Annotated in this window: 23 protein-coding genes; 20 read left to right on the top strand and 3 right to left on the bottom strand. The window is 66.3% G+C overall.

Features of this window, described 5'->3' with window-relative positions; genetic code table 11:
- The 13 genes from cheA to AC1DKD_RS13070 all read left to right on the top strand — a co-directional run.
- Positions 1 to 1,589 (top strand): chemotaxis protein CheA (gene cheA, locus AC1DKD_RS13010; RefSeq protein WP_477143356.1); only part of this gene is annotated, 1,589 nt, incomplete at its 5' end.
- 21 nt (positions 1,590 to 1,610) lie between these two features.
- Entirely contained in the window at positions 1,611 to 2,105 is a 495-nt protein-coding gene (locus tag AC1DKD_RS13015) for a chemotaxis protein CheW (protein ID WP_477143357.1), read from the top strand.
- A 73-nt stretch (positions 2,106 to 2,178) separates the two neighbouring features.
- Positions 2,179 to 3,081 carry a CheR family methyltransferase gene (locus tag AC1DKD_RS13020; RefSeq protein WP_441637018.1) on the top strand — a complete coding sequence of 301 codons (903 nt, stop codon included), beginning with the start codon at positions 2,179 to 2,181 and terminating at the stop codon, positions 3,079 to 3,081.
- Positions 3,081 to 3,737 (top strand): chemoreceptor glutamine deamidase CheD, encoded by a 657-nt coding sequence (cheD, locus tag AC1DKD_RS13025; RefSeq protein ID WP_045235733.1) that lies wholly within the window; start codon positions 3,081 to 3,083, stop codon positions 3,735 to 3,737. Before AC1DKD_RS13020 ends, cheD begins: the two co-directional genes overlap by 1 nt.
- A 23-nt stretch (positions 3,738 to 3,760) precedes the next feature.
- The gene (locus tag AC1DKD_RS13030) at positions 3,761 to 4,837 is read left to right on the top strand and encodes a protein-glutamate methylesterase/protein-glutamine glutaminase (RefSeq protein ID WP_477143358.1); all 1,077 of its coding nucleotides are present in this window, start codon (positions 3,761 to 3,763) and stop codon (positions 4,835 to 4,837) included.
- 88 nt (positions 4,838 to 4,925) lie between these two features.
- On the top strand, positions 4,926 to 5,321 hold the full coding sequence (gene cheY, locus AC1DKD_RS13035; protein WP_043357014.1) for a chemotaxis response regulator CheY: 396 nt from the start codon (positions 4,926 to 4,928) through the stop codon (positions 5,319 to 5,321).
- 10 nt (positions 5,322 to 5,331) lie between these two features.
- Complete coding sequence (gene cheZ, locus AC1DKD_RS13040; RefSeq protein WP_035866991.1) at positions 5,332 to 5,967, top strand: protein phosphatase CheZ; 636 nt, start codon at positions 5,332 to 5,334, stop codon at positions 5,965 to 5,967.
- A 257-nt stretch (positions 5,968 to 6,224) separates the two neighbouring features.
- Positions 6,225 to 7,367 (top strand): flagellar biosynthesis protein FlhB, encoded by a 1,143-nt coding sequence (gene flhB, locus AC1DKD_RS13045; RefSeq protein ID WP_441637021.1) that lies wholly within the window; start codon positions 6,225 to 6,227, stop codon positions 7,365 to 7,367.
- The gene (flhA, locus tag AC1DKD_RS13050; protein WP_477143359.1) at positions 7,364 to 9,451 is read left to right on the top strand and encodes a flagellar biosynthesis protein FlhA; all 2,088 of its coding nucleotides are present in this window, start codon (positions 7,364 to 7,366) and stop codon (positions 9,449 to 9,451) included. Before flhB ends, flhA begins: the two co-directional genes overlap by 4 nt.
- A 13-nt stretch (positions 9,452 to 9,464) precedes the next feature.
- Complete coding sequence (gene flhF, locus AC1DKD_RS13055) at positions 9,465 to 11,912, top strand: flagellar biosynthesis protein FlhF (RefSeq protein WP_477111320.1); 2,448 nt, start codon at positions 9,465 to 9,467, stop codon at positions 11,910 to 11,912.
- A 3-nt stretch (positions 11,913 to 11,915) separates the two neighbouring features.
- The gene (locus tag AC1DKD_RS13060) at positions 11,916 to 12,734 is read left to right on the top strand and encodes a MinD/ParA family ATP-binding protein (protein WP_441636780.1); all 819 of its coding nucleotides are present in this window, start codon (positions 11,916 to 11,918) and stop codon (positions 12,732 to 12,734) included.
- A gap of 39 nt (positions 12,735 to 12,773) precedes the next feature.
- Positions 12,774 to 13,490: an RNA polymerase sigma factor FliA gene (locus tag AC1DKD_RS13065; protein WP_477143360.1), complete on the top strand. Its 717-nt coding sequence runs from the start codon at positions 12,774 to 12,776 to the stop codon at positions 13,488 to 13,490.
- A complete protein-coding gene (locus AC1DKD_RS13070; RefSeq protein ID WP_441636782.1) occupies positions 13,487 to 13,915 on the top strand; it encodes a flagellar protein FlhE in 429 nt (142 codons plus the stop codon). The genes AC1DKD_RS13065 and AC1DKD_RS13070 overlap by 4 nt, the downstream gene beginning before the upstream one ends.
- A gap of 762 nt (positions 13,916 to 14,677) precedes the next feature.
- Here the strand turns inward: AC1DKD_RS13070 and AC1DKD_RS13075 are convergent.
- The 3 genes from AC1DKD_RS13075 to flgA form a co-directional block, all read right to left on the bottom strand.
- Positions 14,678 to 15,136 carry a flagella synthesis protein FlgN gene (locus tag AC1DKD_RS13075; RefSeq protein ID WP_441636784.1) on the bottom strand — a complete coding sequence of 153 codons (459 nt, stop codon included), beginning with the start codon at positions 15,134 to 15,136 and terminating at the stop codon, positions 14,678 to 14,680.
- 55 nt (positions 15,137 to 15,191) lie between these two features.
- Positions 15,192 to 15,494 (bottom strand): flagellar biosynthesis anti-sigma factor FlgM, encoded by a 303-nt coding sequence (gene flgM, locus AC1DKD_RS13080; protein ID WP_441636786.1) that lies wholly within the window; start codon positions 15,492 to 15,494, stop codon positions 15,192 to 15,194.
- A 159-nt stretch (positions 15,495 to 15,653) separates the two neighbouring features.
- Positions 15,654 to 16,373, bottom strand: coding sequence for a flagellar basal body P-ring formation chaperone FlgA (gene flgA, locus AC1DKD_RS13085; protein WP_441636788.1), 720 nt, complete (start codon positions 16,371 to 16,373; stop codon positions 15,654 to 15,656).
- A gap of 220 nt (positions 16,374 to 16,593) precedes the next feature.
- Between flgA and flgB the strand changes: the two genes are divergently transcribed.
- Genes flgB through flgH form a run of 7 tightly spaced genes read left to right on the top strand, consistent with a single transcriptional unit; the run spans position 16,594 to position 21,701 of the window.
- Entirely contained in the window at positions 16,594 to 17,007 is a 414-nt protein-coding gene (gene flgB / locus AC1DKD_RS13090) for a flagellar basal body rod protein FlgB (protein ID WP_035874951.1), read from the top strand.
- A gap of 7 nt (positions 17,008 to 17,014) precedes the next feature.
- Complete coding sequence (flgC, locus tag AC1DKD_RS13095; protein WP_035874954.1) at positions 17,015 to 17,422, top strand: flagellar basal body rod protein FlgC; 408 nt, start codon at positions 17,015 to 17,017, stop codon at positions 17,420 to 17,422.
- A 13-nt stretch (positions 17,423 to 17,435) separates the two neighbouring features.
- Positions 17,436 to 18,107 (top strand): flagellar hook assembly protein FlgD, encoded by a 672-nt coding sequence (locus tag AC1DKD_RS13100; RefSeq protein ID WP_045235724.1) that lies wholly within the window; start codon positions 17,436 to 17,438, stop codon positions 18,105 to 18,107.
- 33 nt (positions 18,108 to 18,140) lie between these two features.
- Positions 18,141 to 19,382, top strand: coding sequence for a flagellar hook protein FlgE (gene flgE, locus AC1DKD_RS13105; RefSeq protein ID WP_441636791.1), 1,242 nt, complete (start codon positions 18,141 to 18,143; stop codon positions 19,380 to 19,382).
- 59 nt (positions 19,383 to 19,441) lie between these two features.
- Complete coding sequence (gene flgF, locus AC1DKD_RS13110; protein WP_441636793.1) at positions 19,442 to 20,185, top strand: flagellar basal-body rod protein FlgF; 744 nt, start codon at positions 19,442 to 19,444, stop codon at positions 20,183 to 20,185.
- A 50-nt stretch (positions 20,186 to 20,235) separates the two neighbouring features.
- Entirely contained in the window at positions 20,236 to 21,021 is a 786-nt protein-coding gene (flgG, locus tag AC1DKD_RS13115; RefSeq protein WP_035874965.1) for a flagellar basal-body rod protein FlgG, read from the top strand.
- Entirely contained in the window at positions 21,018 to 21,701 is a 684-nt protein-coding gene (gene flgH / locus AC1DKD_RS13120) for a flagellar basal body L-ring protein FlgH (RefSeq protein ID WP_441636795.1), read from the top strand. Before flgG ends, flgH begins: the two co-directional genes overlap by 4 nt.
- Positions 21,702 to 21,714: the final 13 nt, after the last annotated feature.

Here is a 21,714-nt window from a genome sequence, read left to right on the forward strand (position 1 = left end):
CAGCCGCCGCGCCGGCGCCGGCGCCCGCGCCCGCAGCGGGCGGCGGGTTGAAGGTGACGCTGATCAAGGTATCGCCGTCCGACCAGGCGCTGTTACGCGAAGAGCTCGCCAACCTGGGCGAGATCACGGGCCAGCAGGAAGTGGGCGGCGATCTCACCGTCTGGCTGCAGAGCCAGTGCAGCGCCGACGACATCATCGCCGTGTGCTGCTTCGTCGTCGACGGCGACCAGATCGTGGTGGAAGCGGCAGACGCGCCGGCTGCCCCGGTAGCAGCGGCAGCAGCACCGGCACCGGCTCCCGCTCCGGTTCCGGCTCCCGCAGCCGCCGCACCGGCGGCCGCCTCGGCACCGGCTCCCGCAAAGGAAAAGGCCAAGGCGCAGCCCGCTGCCGCGGCTCACGCACAGGAGTCCGGCTCCATCCGTGTGCCGACCGAAAAGGTCGACCAGATCATCAACCTGGTGGGCGAGCTGGTCATCACGCAATCGATGCTGGCGCAGACGGCCTCGGCGCTCGATCCGGTGCTGTTCGACCGGCTGTTCTCCGGCATGGGTCAGCTTGAGCGCAATGCGCGCGACCTGCAGGAAGCCGTGATGTCGATCCGCATGATGCCGATGGACTACGTGTTCTCGCGCTTCCCGCGCCTGGTGCGCGACCTGGCCGGCAAGCTGGGCAAGCAGATCGACCTGGTCACCTTCGGCAAGGCCACCGAGCTCGACAAGAGCCTGATCGAACGCATCATCGATCCGCTCACCCACCTGGTGCGCAACAGCCTGGACCACGGCATCGAGACACCGGACTTGCGCGTTGCCGCGGGCAAGGAACCCACCGGGCAACTGATCCTGTCGGCGCAGCACCATGGCGGCAACATCGTCATTGAAGTGAGCGACGACGGCGGCGGCTTGCGCCGCGACAAGATCCTCGCCAAGGCGCTGCAGAACGGCCTGCCGGTGTCGGAGAACATCAGCGACGAGGAAGTCTGGCAGTTGATCTTCGCGCCGGGCTTCTCCACCGCCGAAGCGGTGACCGACCTGTCCGGCCGTGGCGTGGGCATGGACGTGGTCAAGCGGAACATCCAGGAAATGGGTGGCCACGTCGAGGTCACGTCGCGCCCCGGCCAGGGCACCACCACCCGCATCGTGCTGCCGCTGACGCTTGCGATCCTGGACGGCATGTCCGTCAAGGTGGGCGCGGAAACCTTCATCCTGCCGCTGAACTGCGTGATGGAGTCGCTGCAGCCCAAGCCGGAAGACGTGCACACGGCTGCCAACAACGACCGCGTCATGCACGTGCGCGGCGAGTACCTGCCGTTGCTGGAACTGCATCGCGTGTTCAACGTGGCCGATGCCGTGCATGAGCCCACCCAGGGCATCGCCGTGATCCTGCAGGCCGAAGGCAAGCGCTTCGCGATGCTGGTGGACCAGCTGATCGGCCAGCACCAGGTCGTGCTGAAGAATCTCGAAACCAACTACCGCAAGGTGCCTTGCATTTCCGCCGCCACCATCCTCGGCGACGGCAGCGTGGCACTGATCGTGGACGTCGGTGCGCTGCAGCGCACCGGTGTGCGCCGCCAAGACCCGGCGCTTGCTTAACGCTCAGGAGAWCAAGACATCATGGCCGGCATCGGACACATCGATACCCCGGGGAGCGAAGCCTCCGGGCAGGAATTCCTGGTTTTCACGCTGGGGAGCGAAGAATATGGCATCGACATTCTCAAGGTACAGGAGMTSCGCGGCTACGACGCGGTGACCCGCCTGGCGAACGCGCCTGACTTCATCAAGGGCGTGACCAATCTGCGCGGCGTGATCGTGCCGATCGTCGACCTGCGCCTGAAGTTCCGGCTCGGCAACGTGCGCTATGACCACCAGACCGTGGTCATCATCCTCAATATCGCCGGACGTGTCGTCGGCATCGTGGTGGATGGCGTTTCGGATGTGCTGACCCTGACCGGCGAAGCCATCAAGCCCGCACCGGAGTTCGGCGTTTCGGTCTCGAACGAGCACCTGACCGGCCTCGGTACCGTCGACGGCCGCATGCTGATCCTGATCGACATCGAAAAACTGATGACCAGCCCGGAAATGGAACTGGTGGAAGCCGAGTTCGCCTGATCCCGCATTCCGGTACGCGCAAGCACGCAAAAGCGCGCCTTAGCAAGACCACGGCCAACCGCCCTCGCAACACATGACGCAGCCTCGACCAACCGCCTTTGCCGCCGGCCCGCAATCGGCGCAGCCCGCTTCCATGCGGCGCGACGAGCCGCGTGACTTCCTGCTGACCGAGCGCGACTTCGAGAAGATCCGCGCCATGATCCATCGCCGCGCGGGTATCTCGCTCGGCGCCCACAAGCGGGAGATGGTGTACAGCCGGCTGGCCCGGCGCCTGCGCACGCTGCAGCTCGTCGACTTCGGCACCTACCTGGCCATGCTCGATGCCGATGATGGCTCCGACGAGTGGGAGTTCTTTACCAACGCGCTCACCACCAACCTGACATCGTTCTTCCGCGAGGCGCATCATTTCCCCTTGCTGGCGGAGCATGCGAAGAAGATCGGGCGGCCGTACTCCGTATGGTGCTCGGCCGCGTCGACCGGCGAGGAGCCATACTCCATCGCCATCACGCTGGCCGAAGCGCTGGGCGAGCGTGCCGCCACCGTGCTCGCCACGGACATCGATACGCAGGTACTGGCCAAGGCCCGTTCCGGGGTCTATACCACCGAGCAGGTGAACAAGCTCTCGCAGGAAAGGCTCAAACGCTTCTTCCTCAAGGGCACCGGCCAGCGCGCCGGCGCGGTCAAGGTCAAGCCGGACCTGGCAAGCACCATCAGTTTCGAGCCGCTCAACCTGCTGGCGCCGGACTGGGGGATTCGCGAGAAGTTCGACGCGATCTTTTGCCGCAACGTGATGATCTATTTCGACAAGCCCACCCAGGGCAAGATCCTGGAGCGCTTCGTGCCGCTGCTCAAGCCGCACGGGCTGCTGTTCGCGGGCCACTCGGAGAATTTCTCCTACGTGACGCGCGCGTTCCAGCTGCGCGGGCAGACCGTGTATGAACTGGCGCCGCCTTCGGCCCGGCTGGGAGGTTCGTGATGCGCACCCCGCAGTTGCCTGAAGCGATCGCCACCCGCAGCTATTTCGACCGCGAGTTCGGCAAGCAGGCCATCAAGCTGTTGCCGAACGAGTATTACGTGACGCGCGAGGACGTGGTGCTTACCACCGTGCTGGGTTCGTGCGTGGCTGCCTGCATCCGCGACGAGAAGGCCGGGGTGGGGGGCATGAACCACTTCATGCTGCCGGACGACGACGGCGCGGGTGCGGACCGGCTGCTCTCCGCATCGATGCGCTACGGCTCCTACGCCCTGGAAGTGCTGATCAACGAATTGCTGAAGATGGGCGCGCGCCGCGAGCGGCTCGAAGCCAAGGTATTCGGCGGTGGCGCGGTGCTGGCCAATATGACCACGCTGAATATCGGCGATCGCAACGCCGAGTTCGTGCTCAGGTACCTGAAGGCCGAAGAGATACGCGTGGCCGCCCAGGACCTGCGCGGCCCGCATGCGCGCCGCGTCAGCTATTTCCCGCTTACCGGGCTGGCGTTGGTGCGCCGGCTCACACGCCAGGATGACCAGGTGGTGGTCGAGCGCAACGAACGCGCCCTGGCGCGCGCCATTGCCAGCTCCGGCACCGCGCCCGAGAAGGGCGGCGCGGAACTGTTTCCACGGCGCACGCCATCGGCTGCCGTCTCCTGAACCGACAAGGATTTTTTCAAGACATGACCGCGGCCAAGATCAAGGTATTGTGCGTGGACGATTCCGCGCTGATACGCAGCCTGATGACGGAGATCATCAACAGCCAGAGCGATATGGAGGTGGTGGGAACCGCCCCCAATCCGCTTGTGGCTCGCGACCTGATCAAGCGACTGAACCCGGATGTGCTCACGCTTGACGTGGAAATGCCGCGCATGGATGGKCTGGATTTCCTGGAGCGGCTGATGCGGCTGCGGCCAATGCCGGTGCTGATGGTATCGTCGCTGACCGAGCGCGGTTCGGAAATCACGATGCGCGCGCTGGAGCTGGGTGCGGTGGATTTCGTCACCAAGCCAAAGCTCGGTATCCGCGACGGCCTGATGGACTACACCGACACCATCGCCGACAAGATTCGCGCGGCTTCGCGCGCGCGCATCCGCAGCGCCGCGCCGGCCAGCGCGGAGGCGGCAGTGCCTGCGGCCCCGATGCTGCGCAGCCCGTTGCTGTCCACGGAAAAGCTGATCATCGTCGGCGCATCCACCGGCGGCACCGAGGCCATCAAGGAATTCCTGATGCCGATGCCGCCGGATTGTCCGGCGGTGCTGATCGTCCAGCACATGCCGGCCGGCTTTACGCGCTCGTTCGCGCAGCGCCTGGACGGCCTGTGCCGGATCACGGTCAAGGAAGCGGAGCACGGCGAACGCGTGCTGCCCGGCTACGCTTATATCGCGCCGGGAGACTCGCACCTGCTGCTCGCGCGCAGCGGGGCCAACTATGTGGCCCACCTGTCGCAGGAGCCGGCGGTCAACCGCCACCGGCCGTCGGTGGAGGTGCTGTTCGACTCCGCGGCCAAACATGCCGGCAAGAATGCCATCGGCGTGATGCTGACCGGCATGGGCAAGGACGGGGCGCAAGGCATGCTGCGCATGCGCGAGGCCGGCGCCTACAACCTGGCGCAGGACGAAAGCAGTTGCATCGTATTCGGCATGCCCAAGGAGGCGATTGCCGCCGGCGGGGTGCATGAGGTAGTACCGCTGCACGCGATGAGCCAGCGCGTGATGGCGCGCCTGGCCACCTTCGGGACGCGCGCGCAGCGGGTTTGACGGGGCACAAGCGCTTGCCCGGCCGCATACCGGTGGGGCAGGCGCAGGTATTGAAGCAACTTTCCACAACTGTATTGGAGCCGTTAGAGTGGACAAGAACATGAAGATCCTGGTGGTCGATGACTTCCCCACCATGCGTCGCATCATCCGCAACCTGCTTAAGGAACTGGGCTTTGCCAACGTCGAGGAAGCCGAAGACGGCGCCGCCGGCCTGGAGAAGGTCAAGGACGGCAGCTTCCAGTTCGTCATTTCCGACTGGAACATGCCGAACATGGATGGCCTGAGCATGCTGCAGGCGATCCGCGCCGAAGGGCCGCTGGCCAAGCTGCCGGTGCTGATGGTGACGGCCGAGGCCAAGAAGGAAAACATCATCGCCGCGGCGCAAGCCGGCGCGAACGGCTATGTGGTCAAGCCGTTCACGGCAGCGACGCTCGACGAGAAAATCACCAAGATTTTCGAGAAACTGGCGAAGGAAGGGGCATAAGGTGGGCGATATGTCGACGACTCCGACTCTCAGCAACGAATCTGCCGAGCAGCTGTTCCAGCGCATTGGCGCCCTGACACGGATGCTGCGCGACAATATGCGCGAATTGGGGCTCGACAAGGAAATCGAGCGTGCCGCCCAGGCCATCCCCGATGCGCGCGACCGGCTCAGCTATATCGCCTCCATGACCGAGCAGGCTGCCGAGCGCACGCTGACCGCGGTGGAGCTGGCGCAGCCGATCCAGGCCGGCATGGAGAAGCAGGCCGAGGCGCTGGACAAGCGTTGGGAAGCCTGGTTCGACAAGCCGGTGGAGCTGGGCGACGCGCGCGAGCTGGTGCTCGATACCCGTGCCTTCCTGACGGACGTGCCGCAGCAGGCCCGCGCCACCGGCAGCCACCTGCTCGACATCATGATGGCGCAGGACTTCCAGGACCTGACCGGCCAGGTCATCAAGAAGATGATGGACATGATCCATTCCCTGGAGCAGGAATTGCTGCAGGTGCTGATTGATAACGTGCCGGCCGATCGTCGGGTGGAGGCGCCGGCTACGCTGATGAACGGGCCGCAGGTCAACCCGGAAGGCAAGGCCGATGTGGTCTCCGACCAGTCGCAGGTGGACGACCTCCTGGCCAGCCTGGGGTTCTGACCGTCCTGGCCAGGCAGCGGTGGCGCCCTTGCCGCGGCGCCGCGGCGGCCTGGCCGGATTTGCCGGCGCATTGCCGGTAAAGCCTCCGCCGCCATGGCGGAGGGTAGCGCGCCGCATCCGCCCGCGCCGCGCCTGGGGCGACGCCATCCTGCAAACAGCGCCAGAATCCCCGCCCTATTCCCCCTAATGCCCGCCGCTTCCCGCTCCGATAATCGTCCCTGACGAACGGCCGCATGCCGCTTCGTAACGGAGCGGCCATGTCCGAAGAAAGCGATCTCGAGAAAACCGAACCTGCCTCATCGCGGCGCCTGGAAAAGGCGCGCGAGGAGGGGCAGGTCGTGCGTTCGCGGGAACTCGCCACGCTGATCATGCTGATGAGCGGTGTGGCGGGCCTGTCGATGCTGGGCGGCACGCTCGCCAGCAAGCTCGACGCTGTATTGCACGCCGGCCTGGCCTTCGAGCCGGCCGTTGCCTTCGATACGTCGCGCATGATGTCGCACTTTGCCGTGACGGTCTGGGAGGGCCTGCTGGCCTTCCTGCCCCTGCTGCTCCTTTTTGGCGTGGCGGCGCTGGCCGGCCCCATGCTGCTGGGCGGCTGGCTGTTCTCCGCCAAGTCTTTCGCCCCCGACTTTTCCCGGCTCTCGCCGCTCAAGGGGCTGGGCCGGCTGTTCTCCTCGCAATCGCTGGTGGAACTGGCCAAGGCCATCGCCAAGGCATTGCTGGTTGGCAGCGTGGCCGGCTGGGTGCTGTGGCGGCGGCTGCCCGAGGCTGTCGCGCTGATGAGCGCACCGATCCACGAGGCGCTGCTGCACATGCTGGAGATGGTGCTGAGCGCCTGCGCCATGGTGGCGGGTTCGCTGGTGCTGGTGGCGGCGATCGACGTGCCCTGGCAGTACTGGACGTTTTACAAGAAGCTGCGCATGACCAAGGAAGAGGTCAAGCAGGAGCACAAGGAAAGCGAAGGCGACCCGCATATCAAGGCGCGCATCCGCCAGCAGCAGCGCGCCATGGCAAAGCGCCGCATGATGTCCGAGGTGCCCAAGGCTGACGTGGTGGTGACCAACCCCACGCACTTCGCCGTGGCGCTGCGCTATGAAGAAGGCCGCATGAGCGCGCCGCGCGTGGTGGCCAAGGGCAGCGAGGCGATTGCCGCGCGCATTCGCGAGATCGCCGTCGAGAACGGCGTGCCGTTGCTGTCCGCGCCGCCGCTGGCGCGCGCGCTGCACCGTCACGTAGAGCTGGGCCAGGAAATTCCGGCCGGCCTGTACACCTCCGTGGCTGAAGTTCTGGCCTGGGTCTATCAACTGAAGCACTGGCACCACAGCAACGGCCCGCACCCGGAGGCACCCTCCGAGTTGCCGGTGCCTGACGAGTTTGCCGTACCGGAAAGCCAAGCATGAACGCATTGACCTCGCTGTTCAACCTGCCCGGCGGGCGGGGAGGCGGCCAGATGAAGGCCCTGGCCGGCCCGCTGCTGATCATCATGATCCTCGGCATGATGATCCTGCCGCTGCCGCCCTTCGTACTGGACTTGTTGTTTACGTTCAACATCGCCCTGTCGATCATGGTGCTGCTGGTGGGCATGTACACGCAGAAGGCGCTGGATTTCGCCGCCTTCCCGGCGGTGCTGCTGTTCACCACGCTGCTGCGCCTGTCGCTCAACGTGGCCTCGACCCGGGTCGTGCTGATGGAAGGGCACACCGGGCCGGACGCCGCGGGCAAGGTGATCGAGGCCTTCGGCCACTTCCTGGTGGGTGGCAACTTCGCCGTGGGTATCGTGGTGTTCGCCATCCTGGTGGTGATCAACTTCATGGTCATCACCAAGGGTGCGGGGCGTATCGCCGAAGTTGGCGCGCGCTTCATGCTCGATGCCATGCCCGGCAAGCAGATGGCGATCGACGCCGACCTCAACGCCGGCCTGATCAACGAAGACGGCGCCAAGAAGCGCCGCGCCGAGGTATCGCAGGAATCGGACTTCTACGGCGCCATGGACGGTGCCAGCAAGTTCGTGCGCGGCGATGCCGTGGCGGGCCTGATGATCATGTTCATCAACGTTGGCGCCGGCATGGTGGTGGGCATGGTGCAGCACGACCTGGACTTCGCCACCGCGGTGCGCAACTACACCCTGCTGACCATCGGCGACGGCCTGGTGGCGCAGATCCCGGCGCTGGTGATCTCCACCGCCGCCGGTGTGATCGTGTCGCGGGTCTCCAACGAGCAGGACGTGGGCCAGCAGCTGACCGGCCAGCTGTTTTCCAATCCGCGCGTGCTGTACCTGACCGGCGCCATCATCGGCATGATGGGCATCATCCCCGGCATGCCGCACTTCGCTTTCCTGGCCTTTGCCGGCGCGCTGGTGTGGTTCGGCCGCTACGTGGCACGGCGTGATGCATCGCAGGCGCAGGAGAAGAAGCGCGAGGACCGCGCTCCCGCGATGGTGCCCGAGTCGACCGAAGCCAGCTGGGACGACGTCAGCCTGGTGGACCCGCTCGGCATGGAAGTGGGCTACCGCCTGATCCCGCTGGTGGACCGCGCGCAGAACGGCGAACTGCTCGGCCGCATTAAGAGCATCCGCAAGAAGRTGGCGCAGGAMATCGGCTTCCTGGTGCCGGTGGTGCATATCCGCGACAACCTGGAACTCAAGCCCAACGCCTACCGCATCACGCTCAAGGGCGTGGAGATCGGCCGCGGCGAAGCGACGCCCGGGCAGTGGATGGCGATCAACCCCGGCCAGGTCTCCGGCCCGTTGCCGGGCACGCCCGGCCAGGACCCGGCATTCGGCCTGCCGGCGGTGTGGATCGAGGGCGGGCTCAAGGAGCAGGCGCAGATCTACGGCTACACCGTGGTGGATGCCAGCACAGTAGTGGCCACTCACCTTAACCACCTGATCCATATGCACGCGGCCGAACTGCTTGGCCGCCAGGAAGTGCAGTCGCTGCTGGACCGCATCGCCAAGGAATCGCCCAAGCTGACTGAAGACCTGGTGCCCAAGGTCATCACCCTCACCGCGCTGCAGAAGATCCTGCAGAACCTGCTGGACGAGAGCGTGCCGATCCGCGACATGCGCACCGTGCTGGACGTGGTGGCCGAGCACGCGCCGAAGATCAGCGATCCCAACGAACTCACGTCGCTGGTGCGCGTGGCGCTGGGGCGTGCCATTACCCAGCAGTGGTTCCCCAACGGCGCTGACCTCCAGGTCATCGGCCTCGACGCCGGGCTGGAACGCGTGCTGTCGCAAGCGCTCACTAACGGCGGCGGCATCGAGCCTGGCCTGGCCGATGCCCTGCTGCAGCAAACGCAAAATGCGGTGAACAGGCAGGAACACCTGGGGCTGGATCCCGTGCTGCTGGTGCCGCATCCGCTGCGCCCGCTGCTGGCGCGCTTCCTGCGCCGGACCATGCCGCAGCTCAAGGTGCTCTCGCATGCCGAGGTGCCGGACAACAGAAATATCAGGATCACCGCCATGATCGGTGGCGCAGCGTGAGGGGTTTCGCAAGATGAGCGTAGCTAAATTCGTGGCGGCCAATGGCCGCGAGGCCTTGCGCCAGGTGCGCGAGGCAATGGGACCGGACGCCGTGGTGCTGTCCAACCGCACCGTCGAGGGGGGCGTGGAGATTGTCGCCATGCGCGACACCGATCTCGGCGCCATCGCCAGCACCGCACCGGTATTCACGCCGCCGCCCGCCGCCGTGGTGGCCGTCGACGGCGCCCTTGGCGACCTGCGCGGCGAACTGCAGACCATGCGCGCCATGATGGAGCGGCAGTTCTCCGGCGTAGGCACCCACAGCCTGCCGTCGCTGGGCGGCGATCCGCTGCGCGATTCGCTGTTTACCTGGTTAGTGACTGCTGGCTTCTCCGGACAGCTTGCGCGATCGCTGCTCGGCCACCTGCCGCTGGGTCATGACCGGCCCGCCGCCATGACCTGGATCCGCCAGGAGCTGGCGCGCAAGGTCCCGGTGCTCAACGACGAAGATGCGCTGTTCGCGCAGGGCGGCGTGCTGGCGCTGGTCGGCCCCACCGGCGTGGGCAAGACCACCACCACGGCTAAGCTGGCAGCGCGCTTCGTGCTCAAGCACGGCCCGGAACGCCTGGCCTTGCTGACCACCGACACTTTCCGTATTGGTGCGCACGAGCAACTGCGCATCTACGGCGACATCCTGGGCGTGCCTGTGCACGCGGTCAAGGATGCGGCCGACCTGCGCTTCGCGCTGGCGGCGCTGACCGATAAGCACCTGGTGATCATCGACACCGTCGGCATGAGTCAGCGCGACCGCAACCTGTCGGAGCAGATCGCCATGCTGGCCGGCGTGCAGGCGCCGGTGCAGCGCATCCTGTTGCTCAACGGCGCCAGCCACGGCGACACCCTCAACGAAGTCGTGCACGCCTACCGCCACGATGCCACGCCCGACGGCGGCATCGACGGCTGTATCGTCAGCAAGCTGGATGAAGCCACGCACCTGGGCTCCGTGCTCGACGTGGTGATCCGGCACCGCCTGCCGGTCTACTACGCCTCCACCGGCCAGCGCGTGCCCGAGCACCTTGAACTCGCCAACGGCGTGTCGCTGGTCGAGCGCGCGTTCCAGACGCCGCGCCGCGGCTCCGTATTCGCCGACGCGGAAGCCGCGCGCCGTGCCATGCCCGCGCAGGACGATGGCGACGCCACCCGCGCGACCAGCGCCGGCGGCGCCGACGGCATGCTGCGCTCGCTGACCGACAACGCCAACGCGGTGGGCGATTGCGTCCAGCAGCTGAACGCTGGCAGCTACAGCTTCGAGCTGGTCCGCTCGCTCTGGCAGCAGCGCACCGAGAACGCGCCCTCGCCGCGCCTGATGGCGCAGCAGGTGCGCGAAGCCGCCTGCCGCGACCTGAGCCGCCATTGCGATCGTTTCGTGCTTTCGCTCAGCGCCACGGTCGCCGCGCCGGTGGCAGGGCGCCGCGCGCCGCGCCCCTGGCAACACACGCTCTGGCTGGCTGACCGCGACGGCCTGCCGCTGGCGGCCGCCGCCGCGCCCGCCGGCCGCACCGGCCCGGCGCTGCAAGCCGGGCAAGGCGGATGGGAAGCCGACGCTGCCACCCTGTGCGCCGCCATCGCCGCCGCCCGTACCGTGGTCAATCTGCTGGATGCCATGCCCGCCGCCGCCACGCTGGCGCGCTGGCAGCAAGCCGGCGAGCGCTGGCTTGCCACCGCGCGCAAGACCACGCGCGTGGTCAGCGGTGGCGCGGCCGTCAAGCTCGATGCGCTGGCCGAAACGCTGACCTTCCACGCGGTGGAAGATATGGACTATCGCGGCCGCGACGCCGTGCAGTGGATCGCGCAAACGCCGGTGCGCGTGCTTGAGGGCCAGGCACGTGGCACGCGCGGCGCCGCCGAGAGCGGCATCGAGGCCGGCCTGCTGGTGTCGCGCGTGGTCGATCGCGAGAACGGCCAGACGCTAGCGGTTCACTACCTGCTGTGCGACCCGGCGTTGTCGGCCGAGGGCGTGCAACTGGCCCGCTGGGCCCGCTGGGCTGAAGCCGGCGAAGCGCAACTTCGCACGCTGCGCCACGCAATGGATCACCTGGGGCAGGGCGGGCAGGCAGGCGGCAACGAATCCTCGCTGGCCGAAGCGCAAGCCTGCGCGCGTCTGCTCGCCCTGCAGATGGCGGTAGCCGCGCTGCGGCTGGAGCAAGCGTGCGACGATAGCGCCGCCGCGTTCCTGGCGCGGCTGACCGGCCGCGCGCCCGCCCGCCAGATGCCGGCCGCCGCCGTGCTGGTGGAAGGCCTCGGCCGTTTGCTGGCCTTGCTCGACGTGCTGGAGAACTACCCCGGCCGAGGTGGCCGCGCCACGCCGTCCGCCACCCACGAAGCGCCGCAGGAGGCCTTTCATCCCGGCGACGCCGCCGGCCTGCTCGAAGCGAGCATGAACGGCAGCCGCGTGTTGCAAACGCTGACGCAGGGAGAATAAGACGTGACTTCACTCGCCTCCGACCAGGCGGAAAGCTTGCGGCGCATGCTGGCGCCCCGCGCCACGCGCCGCATCGCGGTGGTCGCGAGCGATGCCGGTGCCGGCGCCACCACGGTGGCCCTGGGGCTGGCCAACGCACTCGCCATGCAAGGCGAGCGCGTCCTGCTCATCGATGAAGACCGCTTCGGCGCCCGCGCGACCCGCCTTGCCGGCGCCATGCCGGAAGGCACCCTGGCCGCCGTGCTGGGCGGCGCCGTGACGCTGGAAGCCGCGCTGGGCAAGCGCCCGGCCGGCACCATCGCGGTGTTGCCCGGCAGTCCGCAGGCCGGTGGCGGGCTGCAGGCGCTGAATGGCTTTCGCACTGTGCTCACCGATGCCCGCAGCGACGCGGACGGCGGCTTGTCGCAGGTAGCCGGCACGGCGCACAACCTCGTTGTGGTGCTGCGCGCGGAGCCGGCCTCGATCAAGGCCGCCTATGCCTGCATCAAGCGGCTCAATCACCTGTACGCCTGCCGGCGCTTCCACCTGGTGATCAACGCCGCCGCCAGCGATGCCGCCGCGAGTGCCGTGCTGGGCAACCTGGCGCGCACCGCCAGCCAGTATCTCGGCGTCGAGGCGAGCCCCGCCGGCAGCCTGCCGTACGACCCGCTGGTGGAACGCAGCGTGGCACTAGGCCGCTGCGTGGTGGAGGCCTTTCCCGCGGCGCCCGCTACCGCCGCGCTACGCCGCATCGCCACGGGCATTGCCAACTGGCCCTTGTCCACCGATTCCCGTTCAACCCCGACGGCGCCGCTGGCGCCGTCAGCCCCGGCCCTGGCTTAAACGCCTGGGCCTGCAGCCAGGACTCACGAGAATTCCACCATGTACACGATTCAGGGAAAGCTCGAACAGACCGACACCGTGACGGCGCATGCCTCGCTGGTGCGTCGTATCGCCCTGCAACTGGCAGCCAAGCTGCCTGCCAGCGTGCAGCTCGATGACTTGATCCAGGCTGGCATGATCGGCTTGCTCGATGCCGCCAAGCGTTACGAGGACACCCACGGTGCGCGTTTCGAGACCTATGCCAGCCAGCGCATCCGCGGCGCCATGCTTGACGAGGTGCGCGCCAATGACTGGCAGTCGCGCAGCCTGCGCCAGTTCACCCGGCGCATCGAACGCACCGTGCGCGGCCTGGAGCAAACGCTGGGCCGCGCGCCGCTCGACTCCGAAGTGGCGCAGGAGCTTGAGCTGCCGCTCGACGAATACCAGACACTGCTCAATGAAGTCTATGGCTGCCAGCTGCTGCACTACGAGGACTTCGAGCGCTCCGGCGAAGAGGACTTCCTGGACCGGCACCTGAGCGTCAGCGACGATGGCAACCCGCTCACTGTGCTGATGGAAAGCGGCATGCGCGARGCGCTGATCCGYGCCATCGASMRGCTGCCSGAGCGGGAAAAGCTGGTGCTGTCGYTGTGCTACGACCAGGAGCTCAATTTGCGTGAGATCGGGGCGGTGCTGGAGGTGACGGAGTCGCGGGTCTGCCAGATTCGCAGCCAGGCTATTACGCGGCTTCGTTCGCAGCTGCGCGGCTTGCTATGAGGGGCTGGTGCCATCGTCTTGGCGCTGCGGTGCTGGCCGCGGCCTGCTGCGCGGCCTGGGCCGCGCCCGCCGGGCCGCTGCATTCCTGGTCGGCTTCCGTGAACGGGCCTGCGCTGCATGGCAAAGGGTTGCGTACGGTGTCGCCGCCGATCTTGCCTACCGGTTACTTGCCGCAGGCGGAGGGGGCTATTACTACCGTGCGGTGGCGATATAGTTTTGCTAGTACGCCGCCCAATGAGCTGCAGGCTTATTTGTGCAATGCGCAGCGTTGTGTGTTGTTGCCGGGGGCGGAGGGGCTTACCGAGGCGTTTAGCGGGGATGATGCGGCCAAGGGGTTTGTGTTTGCGTTTCAGGTGCCTGGGCGGGGGGCGCTGATGCCGGTATTGTTGGGGCAGTCGAATCAGGTTACGGTTAGTTTTAGGTGATGTTGCTGTTGCTGGCGGCGGTGGGTTATAAAAACATAAATTCAAAAGCTTAACGTCAAAGGCTTAAAGTCAAAGGCGGTTTTACCCCCTGCGGGGGGCGACCTACTTTCTTGTCTTGCCAAGAAAGTAGGCAAAGAAGCGCGCCGGATGGGGCGACACCCCCTCGGGATCCGGCGAAAAGAGCGGCCGGGACCCAAACTCGCATCGCCTTAAGGCGATACTCAAACATGGGTACCTCTTTTCCGCTCTTTTCGCCGGATCCCGAGGCGCCCCATACGGCCTGGTAAACCTTGACGGCTCGCTTCGCATCGCGTTGGGGTGTGGCCCGCCCCTCGGGCGCTCCCCACGGCTACACCGATCGTGGTTCTGGCGGCATCGCTTCTTCTTGCAATTCCTTCACGGTTTCGAGCCTTAGAGCCTTCGGGGTTTGACGGGGGCGCTGTTGTCCAATGTTGCGCTGGAGCAATCCGGTGTTCGGTGCGCAAGGCCCGGGCTTGTATATCGGGGATCTCGAAGGTACGCCGCTGATTGGCGCATTGACTCGCTTCGCGCAGCACGGTTGCTGCTCGCCGAGCGTTGATACCTGCCGGTGAACGTCAAAGGTGGTTTCACCTCACTGCCCGGGGTGGCCTGAGGGGGATGCGCTGTCGCCTTCTGTTGCCAAGCGGCCTTTGATCCGGGTGGCCCCGAGAACCGCTTCTTGATGTTGCGGACTAACCAGTGGCAGTCCAGGTCGGATCCGGAATCAAGATCCGGAAACCATCAGCCGCTGGCCAGGCTGACCCCTTGCGGCCCAGTCTGCGTCCGTCCGTCCTTCCCGTAGAGCGTCGCATTGTCGCCACGCTGACGCAGCGCCAGGATCGCTTCTTCGGTGAATTCAAGATGCGCGTCCACCACGGCGGAATTGAGCGCATTGGCATCGCGCGCACTGCGCGCGGCAAACACCAGCGTCCGCCATGCGGCTTCAACGCCCGCATCGATCTGCCGCCCGAACAATTGTCCGCCCGCGCCGGTGCGAATGCCCAAAGCCCCCATCTGTGCCTCGCGGGTGCGCGTCAAGGCACTCAGCAAGCCGGCAAGTTCGACCTTGCGTTCCAGCAACCCGGCCAGGGCCTGGTAGTCGCCGGCCTTGATCATGGTTCTTTCCTCGCCGAGCACGGCGGCGAATTCCTGCGCCAGCTCGGTTTCGCGGCGCAGGTTCTGGATCAGGGACTGGCTCATGGCGTGCCTATCTTGGGTATGGGTTGGCTAAACAAATGGCCGCGCAGCAGGGGGATCAGGCGCCGCCGTTCAGCTCACGCAGGGACGCGAGCAGGCCGTCGGCGATCTTGCTGGGGTCGATCCTGATCCGGCCTTCGGCGATGGCCTGGCGGATTTTCTCGACCTTGGCGGTATCGATATCGTCGTCACGATCTTCTACCAGGCGGGCGCCGATCTCGCGCACCTGGGCCGACAGGGGGCTGACGCGCACGCTGGACGTATCCGGGGCCGTGGTCGGCCCGGGGGCGCCGGCCACGCTGCGCGTGGCGCCGTCGATGGCGTCGCCCGCCCTCGACGAGGTGGTCTGATTGATCTTCACGGTAATTCCTTGCTGGGTACCTTTGGCTTATCGGATGGCTCAGGCAAAACTTTAGGGTGAAATGGCGTCGGAAAGCCCCGCTTTCCCGGCCCTGAGCCTGCGCGCCATTGTCTCATGAGACGGTTGCGTAACCCCATGGGCCACGCTTGCCGCGTTCCCCTATTGTTGCAGCACCACCGTGTCGCCGCTGCGCACCAGCGCATTGACTACCTGACCGTTCTTTAGCCGCACCTGCACGTTGTTGCCCACCGGCGCGTCGGCCATCACCTTGCCTTCGCTGCTGAGCTGGAACGATTCGCCTTCCACCACCACGGTCACGTTCTGCCCCTGCCGTACGGCAATGGCCTTCTTCAGCAGATCCATCCGCAACGGCGAGCCCGCGGCGATGCGGTTCGCCGCCACCGCGCCGGTCACTTGCACGGGATCGGTCACCACCGCGCGCGGCAGCGAGGCCAGGTCGCCCTGGCGGACTTCCATGTCGGCCGCGTCGACGGGTTCGCCGGGCATGAGGTTGCGCGCGGCCACATAGTAGTCGGCAACCACCGACACGCGCGCCTGGACATAGCGCGTCCACGGACGCTCGCCCGCGCAGCGCACGCCCACGGAGACGCGACCCCAGGGCGACGCGCCTGGCGGCAGGAAGGGTTCGGGAAGCGGGCAATCCGGCGCGCGCCCGCCCGAAGGCGGCACCACCTGGATGTTGGCCTTGCCTGGCAGGCCGGCGGTCTGGCGTTCAAGGAACTGCTCGACCGCGGTACGCACCGGGTCTTCGGTAAAAGGCGAGGGCGGTGCCGCGCCGGCGCCGCCGGGCAGCGTGCCGCTGGCGGCGAGCACGCAGAGCAGGGCGCGCGCCGCGGCGGCCCGGAAACGAGTGTTCATGTGTGTATCCCGGCAAGAAAACGACGTGGGGCGCGCCGCGGGAGCGGGCGCCACGTGCGTGACAACGGGTCCCATTGTAGGCAGCCCTGCAATCTTGCTCGGGTCGAAATACGCAGGTTTCTTTGCCCTATTCGTGCGATTGGCATGGCGGGGCCGCCCCTAAGATGACACACCTGAAAAGGTCGACCTTCATCGCTCTCCCCTTCAGCGAGACACAGACATGATTGACAGACTCGATGCGGCATTGCGCTTCCAGCAAGAAGCGCTGAGCTTGCGGACCCAGAGGCAATCAGTGATTGCCTCCAATATCGCGCACGCCGATACACCCGGCTACAAGGCGCGCGACTTTGATTTCTCCAGCACGCTGGCGCAGAGCGTCGAGCGGGGCAAGCGCGCCGAAGGCGTTTCGCTGTCCACCACGTCGGTGCGGCATTTGCCGGGCCAGGCGTCGGCGTCGGGGATCGACGAGAGGAACCTCGAGTACCGCATCCCGATGCAGTCGAGTATCGATGGCAATACGGTCGAAATGGATACCGAACGCGTCGCCTTTGCCGACAACGCGGTGCATTTCGAATCCGGGCTCACCGTGATGAGCGCCAAGATCAAGACCATGCTGTCAGCCATCCAGCAGTGAGCGCACCATGCCAGCCATGAACATCTTCGAAGTCACCGGTTCGGCCATGGCTGCGCAGTCGCAGCGCCTGAACGTGACCGCCTCCAACCTCGCCAACGCCGACAGCGCCGTTGGCCCCAATGGCCAGCCTTACCGCGCCAAGCAAGTGGTGTTCGGCCTGGCCGCGACACCAGGCCAGAGCGACATCGGGGGCGTGCAGGTGGAGGGCGTGATGGAGGATCCGTCGCCGCCGCGCATGGTCCACAACCCCACGCATCCGCTGGCGAACGCCGACGGCTACGTGACGATGCCAAACGTCAACCCGGTGGAGGAGATGGTCAACATGATCTCGGCCTCGCGTTCCTACCAGGCCAACGTGGAAGTCCTCAACACCGCCAAGAACATGATGCTCAAGACACTGACCATCGGTCAGTAAACCGGGATACGCAATGACTACGACCTCCGCCACAAGCAACAACACCAGCGCCGCCGGGATTGCCAATACGCTGCAAAGCGGAAGCGCGAGCGCGGCCGACCTGCAGAACAACTTCCTGAAGATGCTGGTCACCCAGATGAACAACCAGGACCCGCTCAACCCGATGGACAACTCGCAGCTGACCACGCAGCTGGCGCAGATCAGCACGGTGAGCGGCATGCAGACCATGAACGCCACGCTGAATACGCTGCTGGGCCAGGTCAGCGCCAGCCGCGCCATGGACTCCGCGGCACTGATCGGCAAGACGGTAATGGTGCCGGGCAGCGCCACGTCGGTGGCGGGCGGCGTGCCGGGCAAGATCGGTGTCGACCTGCCCGCGACCGCGGATGCGGTCACCGTGCAGGTGCTCGACAAGGACGGCAACACCGTGCGCACCATCGACATGAAGGGCCAGGTTGCCGGCGTGCACGACATCGCCTGGGACGGCAAGAACGACGCGGGCGTCGCGGTAGCGGACGGCGACTACAGCTTCAAGGTGACCGCCACCGCCAACGGCAAGGATGTCACGCCGGTGGCGCTGGTGTACGGCAAGGTCAACAGCATCAGCGGTGACTCCACCGGTGTGCTCGTCGATATCGGCAATGACCGCACCGCGTCGGTCGACGACGTTCGCCGCATTCTTTAAGACATCAGCGAATCAGCTAACTAGGGGAATATCATGGGTTTCGGTCAAGGGGTAAGCGGCATCAACGCCGCCGCATCGAATCTGGACGTCATCGGCAATAACATCGCCAACGCCAACACCGTCGGCTACAAGCAATCGACGGCCCAGTTCGCCGACGTGTATGCCGGTACCAAGATTGGCCTCGGTACCACAGTGAACTCGGTGGTGCAGTCATTCAACCAGGGCAATATCGAATCGAGCGGCAGCGCGCTCGATGTGGCGATTACCAACGGCAATGGCTTTTTCCGCCTGACCGACTCGTCGGGCTCAGTCTTTTACTCGCGCAATGGCCAGTTCCAGCGCCAGCAAGACGGCCGCATCACCAATGCGCAGGGCCTTCAACTGAGCGGCTATCCGGCAGGCGCGACCGGCGGCGGTGCGGTGCAGCCGCAACCCCTGGTCGTGCCGAACACCACGATGGCGGCCAAGGCTACGACCACGCTGGGCGTTTCCTTCAACCTGGATTCCGGCAGCAAGGTACCGGGAGCGGCATTCGCCAGCACGCCGGCGGCGCTGCCTACGTCCAATATGTACAACTACAGCTCCGGCGTTACGGTGTACGACTCGCTGGGCAACGCCAGGCAGCTGACGGCGTACTTCTCCACGGGTACCCCCGGCGCGGGCACGTTCCCGGCAGCCGGTGGCGGTGGCACCGACTGGACGATGAACCTGACCGATGCGGCGGGCAATGTCGTCGGCGCGCCGATCACGCTGAAGTTCGACTCGAAGGGCACGCTGCAGGTACCGGGCGCAGGTGCTACCACCACCATCAATATTGCGGCTTCCAACGGCGCGGCTCCGCTGGCCATCGCGATGGACCTGACCGGCACCACGCAGTTCGCCGGCGCCAGCGATACCAAACCGCCTGTCCAGAACGGCTATACCGCCGGCAGCCTGCTCGGCTTCGCGATCCAGCCGGACGGCACGATCCTCGGCAGCTATTCGAACCAGCAAAAGCAGTCGCTGGGCCAGGTCGTGATGGCCGGCTTCGGCAACACGCAGGGCCTGAAGCCCGAAGGCAACAATGTGTGGTCCGAGACGGGCGCGTCGGGTCAGGCGGTGATCGCCGCGCCTGGCGGCAGCCTCGGCCAGCTCAAGTCCAACGCGGTGGAAGCTTCCAACGTGGACTTGTCGGGCCAGCTCGTCAGCCTGATCGTGGCGCAGCGCAACTACCAGGCCAACGCGCAGACCATCAAGGCGCAGGACACGGTCATGCAGACCCTGGTCAACCTGTAATGCGCAGCGTCGGCAGGATAGGCCGGACGAACCGGACGAGCGGGAGTTAAAGGGACGCCATGGACCGCATGATCTATACCGCCCTGTCGGGCGCCAAGCAGACGCTCGACCAGCAGGCCGCGGTGTCCAACAACCTGGCCAACACGTCGACCCCCGGCTTCCGGGCACAGGTCAATATGTTCCGCGCGGTGCCGGTGGTGGGGCAGGCGTCGCCGACGCGCGCCTTCGCGCTGGCCTCCACGCCCGGCGCCGACCTCAAGGCCGGTCCGCTGACCTACACCGAGCGTCCGCTGGACGTGGCGCTGCAGGGCAACGGCTGGCTGACGGTGCAGGCACCGGACGGTAGCGAAGCCTACACCCGCGCGGGCTCGCTGCAGGTGTCGGCGGACGGGCAACTGCAGACCAGCACCGGCCTGCAGGTGATGGGCGACGGTGGCCCGATCGCGGTGCCGCCGGGTGCGGCGGTCAGCATCGGCAGCGACGGCACGATCACGGCGCGCGGCCCCGGGGAAACCTCCGCCGGCCTGGCCCAGATCGGCAAGCTGCGCCTGGTGAATCCGCCGCCCGATTCCATCGCCCGTGGCGACGATGGCCTGTTCCGCCTGCGCCCCGGCGCGCAGCCGCTGCAGGTCGATGCCAACATCCGCGTCATTGCCGGCGCGATCGAGGGCAGCAACGTCAATCCGGTCGAGTCGATGGTCGACATGATCGCCAACGCCCGCCGCTTCGAGATGCAGATGAAGATGATCCAGAGCGCGGATTCCAACGAACAGCGCTCCAACCAGCTGCTCTCGACCAACTGAAATTGAATTGATGTGCCGCCGCGGCTCGCGGCGGCCTTGTGAGGACAAACATGATCCGCTCTCTCTGGATTGCCAAGACCGGCCTCGATGCGCAGCAGACGCAGATGGACGTGATCTCGAACAACCTGGCCAACGTCTCCACCAACGGCTTCAAGCGTGGACGCGCCGTGTTCGAGGAACTGATGTACCAGACCGTACGCCAGCCAGGCGCGCTGTCTTCGGACCAGACCACCCTGCCGTCCGGCCTGCAGCTGGGCACCGGCGTGCGCCCCGTGGCAACCGAGCGCATCCATACCCAGGGCAATCCGCAGCAGACCGGCAACAGCAAGGACGTGGCCATCCTCGGCAACGGCTTCTTCCAGGTGGCACTGCCCGACGGCACCACCGCCTACACGCGTGACGGCTCGTTCCAGAGCGACCAGAACGGCCAGCTGGTGACGTCCAGCGGCTTTGTGATCCAGCCTGCCATCACCCTGCCGGCCAACTACACGTCGCTGACCGTGGCGCGTGACGGCACCGTCTCGGTGACGCAGCCCGGCTCGGCCAACAACGTGCAGGTCGGCCAGCTGCAACTGGCGACCTTCGCCAACCCGGCCGGCCTGGAAAGCCTCGGCGAGAACATGTATGTGCAGACCGACGCATCGGGTGCACCGAACACCACCGTGCCTGGCCTGAACGGCGCCGGCACGCTGCAGCAGAACTACGTGGAAGCGTCCAACGTCAACGTGGTCGAAGAGCTGGTCAGCATGATCCAGACCCAGCGCGCTTACGAGATCAACAGCAAGGCCGTGCAGACGTCCGACCAGATGTTGCAGCGCCTCACCCAGCTCGGATGATCATGATGGCCTCGCTGATTCGCCTGGGCGCGCTTGCCGTGTGCTGCTTCGCGACTGGTTGCGCGATGGTTCCGCGCGAGCCGCTGGTGCAGCTTCCCACCACCGCACGGGCCGAGCCGCGCGCGCTGGCGCGGTCGAGCGGATCGATCTACCAGTCGTCGTATGCCGGCAATCCGCTGTTCGAGGATCGCCGGCCGCGCAACGTGGGCGACATCCTCACCATCGTGATCAGCGAGAACGTCAACGCCAGCAAGAACTCCGGCACCAACGCCAGCCGCACTTCCAACAGCGCGCTGGCGTTCGACGCGGTGCCCAAGGCGCTGGCTGGCCTGTTCAGCAGCAGCCAGAATGCCACGATGAGCGGTGCCAACGCGCTCAAGGCCAGCGGTGGCGCCAGCGCCACCAACACATTCAACGGCACCATCACCGTGACCGTGCTGGAAGTGCTGGCCAACGGCAACCTGATCGTCTCCGGCGAAAAGCAGATGGCGATCAACCAGGGTGCGGAGTTCATCCGCTTCTCCGGCGTGGTCAACCCGCGCACGATTACCGGTGACAACGCGGTGCCCTCCACGCAAGTGGCGGACGCGCGCATCGAGTACACCGCCAAGGGCTATATCGACGAAACGCAGAACATGGGCTGGCTGCAGCGTTTCTTCCTCAATGTTTCACCGTATTGATCACCGACCGCGT

The sequence above is a fragment of the Cupriavidus sp. 05T313 genome (assembly GCF_056396665.1).

Excerpts from the sequence above, each read along its gene's own strand:
- AC1DKD_RS13070 (WP_441636782.1), top strand. The coding sequence starts at position 13,487 with ATGAGGGGCTGGTGCCATCGTCTTGGCGCTGCGGTGCTGGCCGCGGCC.
- flgB (WP_035874951.1), top strand. The coding sequence starts at position 16,594 with ATGATTGACAGACTCGATGCGGCATTGCGCTTCCAGCAAGAAGCGCTG.
- flgH (WP_441636795.1), top strand. The coding sequence starts at position 21,018 with ATGATCATGATGGCCTCGCTGATTCGCCTGGGCGCGCTTGCCGTGTGC.
- cheZ (WP_035866991.1), top strand. The coding sequence starts at position 5,332 with ATGTCGACGACTCCGACTCTCAGCAACGAATCTGCCGAGCAGCTGTTC.
- flgC (WP_035874954.1), top strand. The coding sequence starts at position 17,015 with ATGCCAGCCATGAACATCTTCGAAGTCACCGGTTCGGCCATGGCTGCG.
- flhF (WP_477111320.1), top strand. The coding sequence starts at position 9,465 with ATGAGCGTAGCTAAATTCGTGGCGGCCAATGGCCGCGAGGCCTTGCGC.
- cheD (WP_045235733.1), top strand. The coding sequence starts at position 3,081 with ATGCGCACCCCGCAGTTGCCTGAAGCGATCGCCACCCGCAGCTATTTC.
- flgG (WP_035874965.1), top strand. The coding sequence starts at position 20,236 with ATGATCCGCTCTCTCTGGATTGCCAAGACCGGCCTCGATGCGCAGCAG.
- AC1DKD_RS13020 (WP_441637018.1), top strand. The coding sequence starts at position 2,179 with ATGACGCAGCCTCGACCAACCGCCTTTGCCGCCGGCCCGCAATCGGCG.
- AC1DKD_RS13100 (WP_045235724.1), top strand. The coding sequence starts at position 17,436 with ATGACTACGACCTCCGCCACAAGCAACAACACCAGCGCCGCCGGGATT.
- flgF (WP_441636793.1), top strand. The coding sequence starts at position 19,442 with ATGGACCGCATGATCTATACCGCCCTGTCGGGCGCCAAGCAGACGCTC.
- flgE (WP_441636791.1), top strand. The coding sequence starts at position 18,141 with ATGGGTTTCGGTCAAGGGGTAAGCGGCATCAACGCCGCCGCATCGAAT.
- flhB (WP_441637021.1), top strand. The coding sequence starts at position 6,225 with ATGTCCGAAGAAAGCGATCTCGAGAAAACCGAACCTGCCTCATCGCGG.
- AC1DKD_RS13075 (WP_441636784.1), bottom strand. The coding sequence starts at position 15,136 with ATGAGCCAGTCCCTGATCCAGAACCTGCGCCGCGAAACCGAGCTGGCG.
- flgA (WP_441636788.1), bottom strand. The coding sequence starts at position 16,373 with ATGAACACTCGTTTCCGGGCCGCCGCGGCGCGCGCCCTGCTCTGCGTG.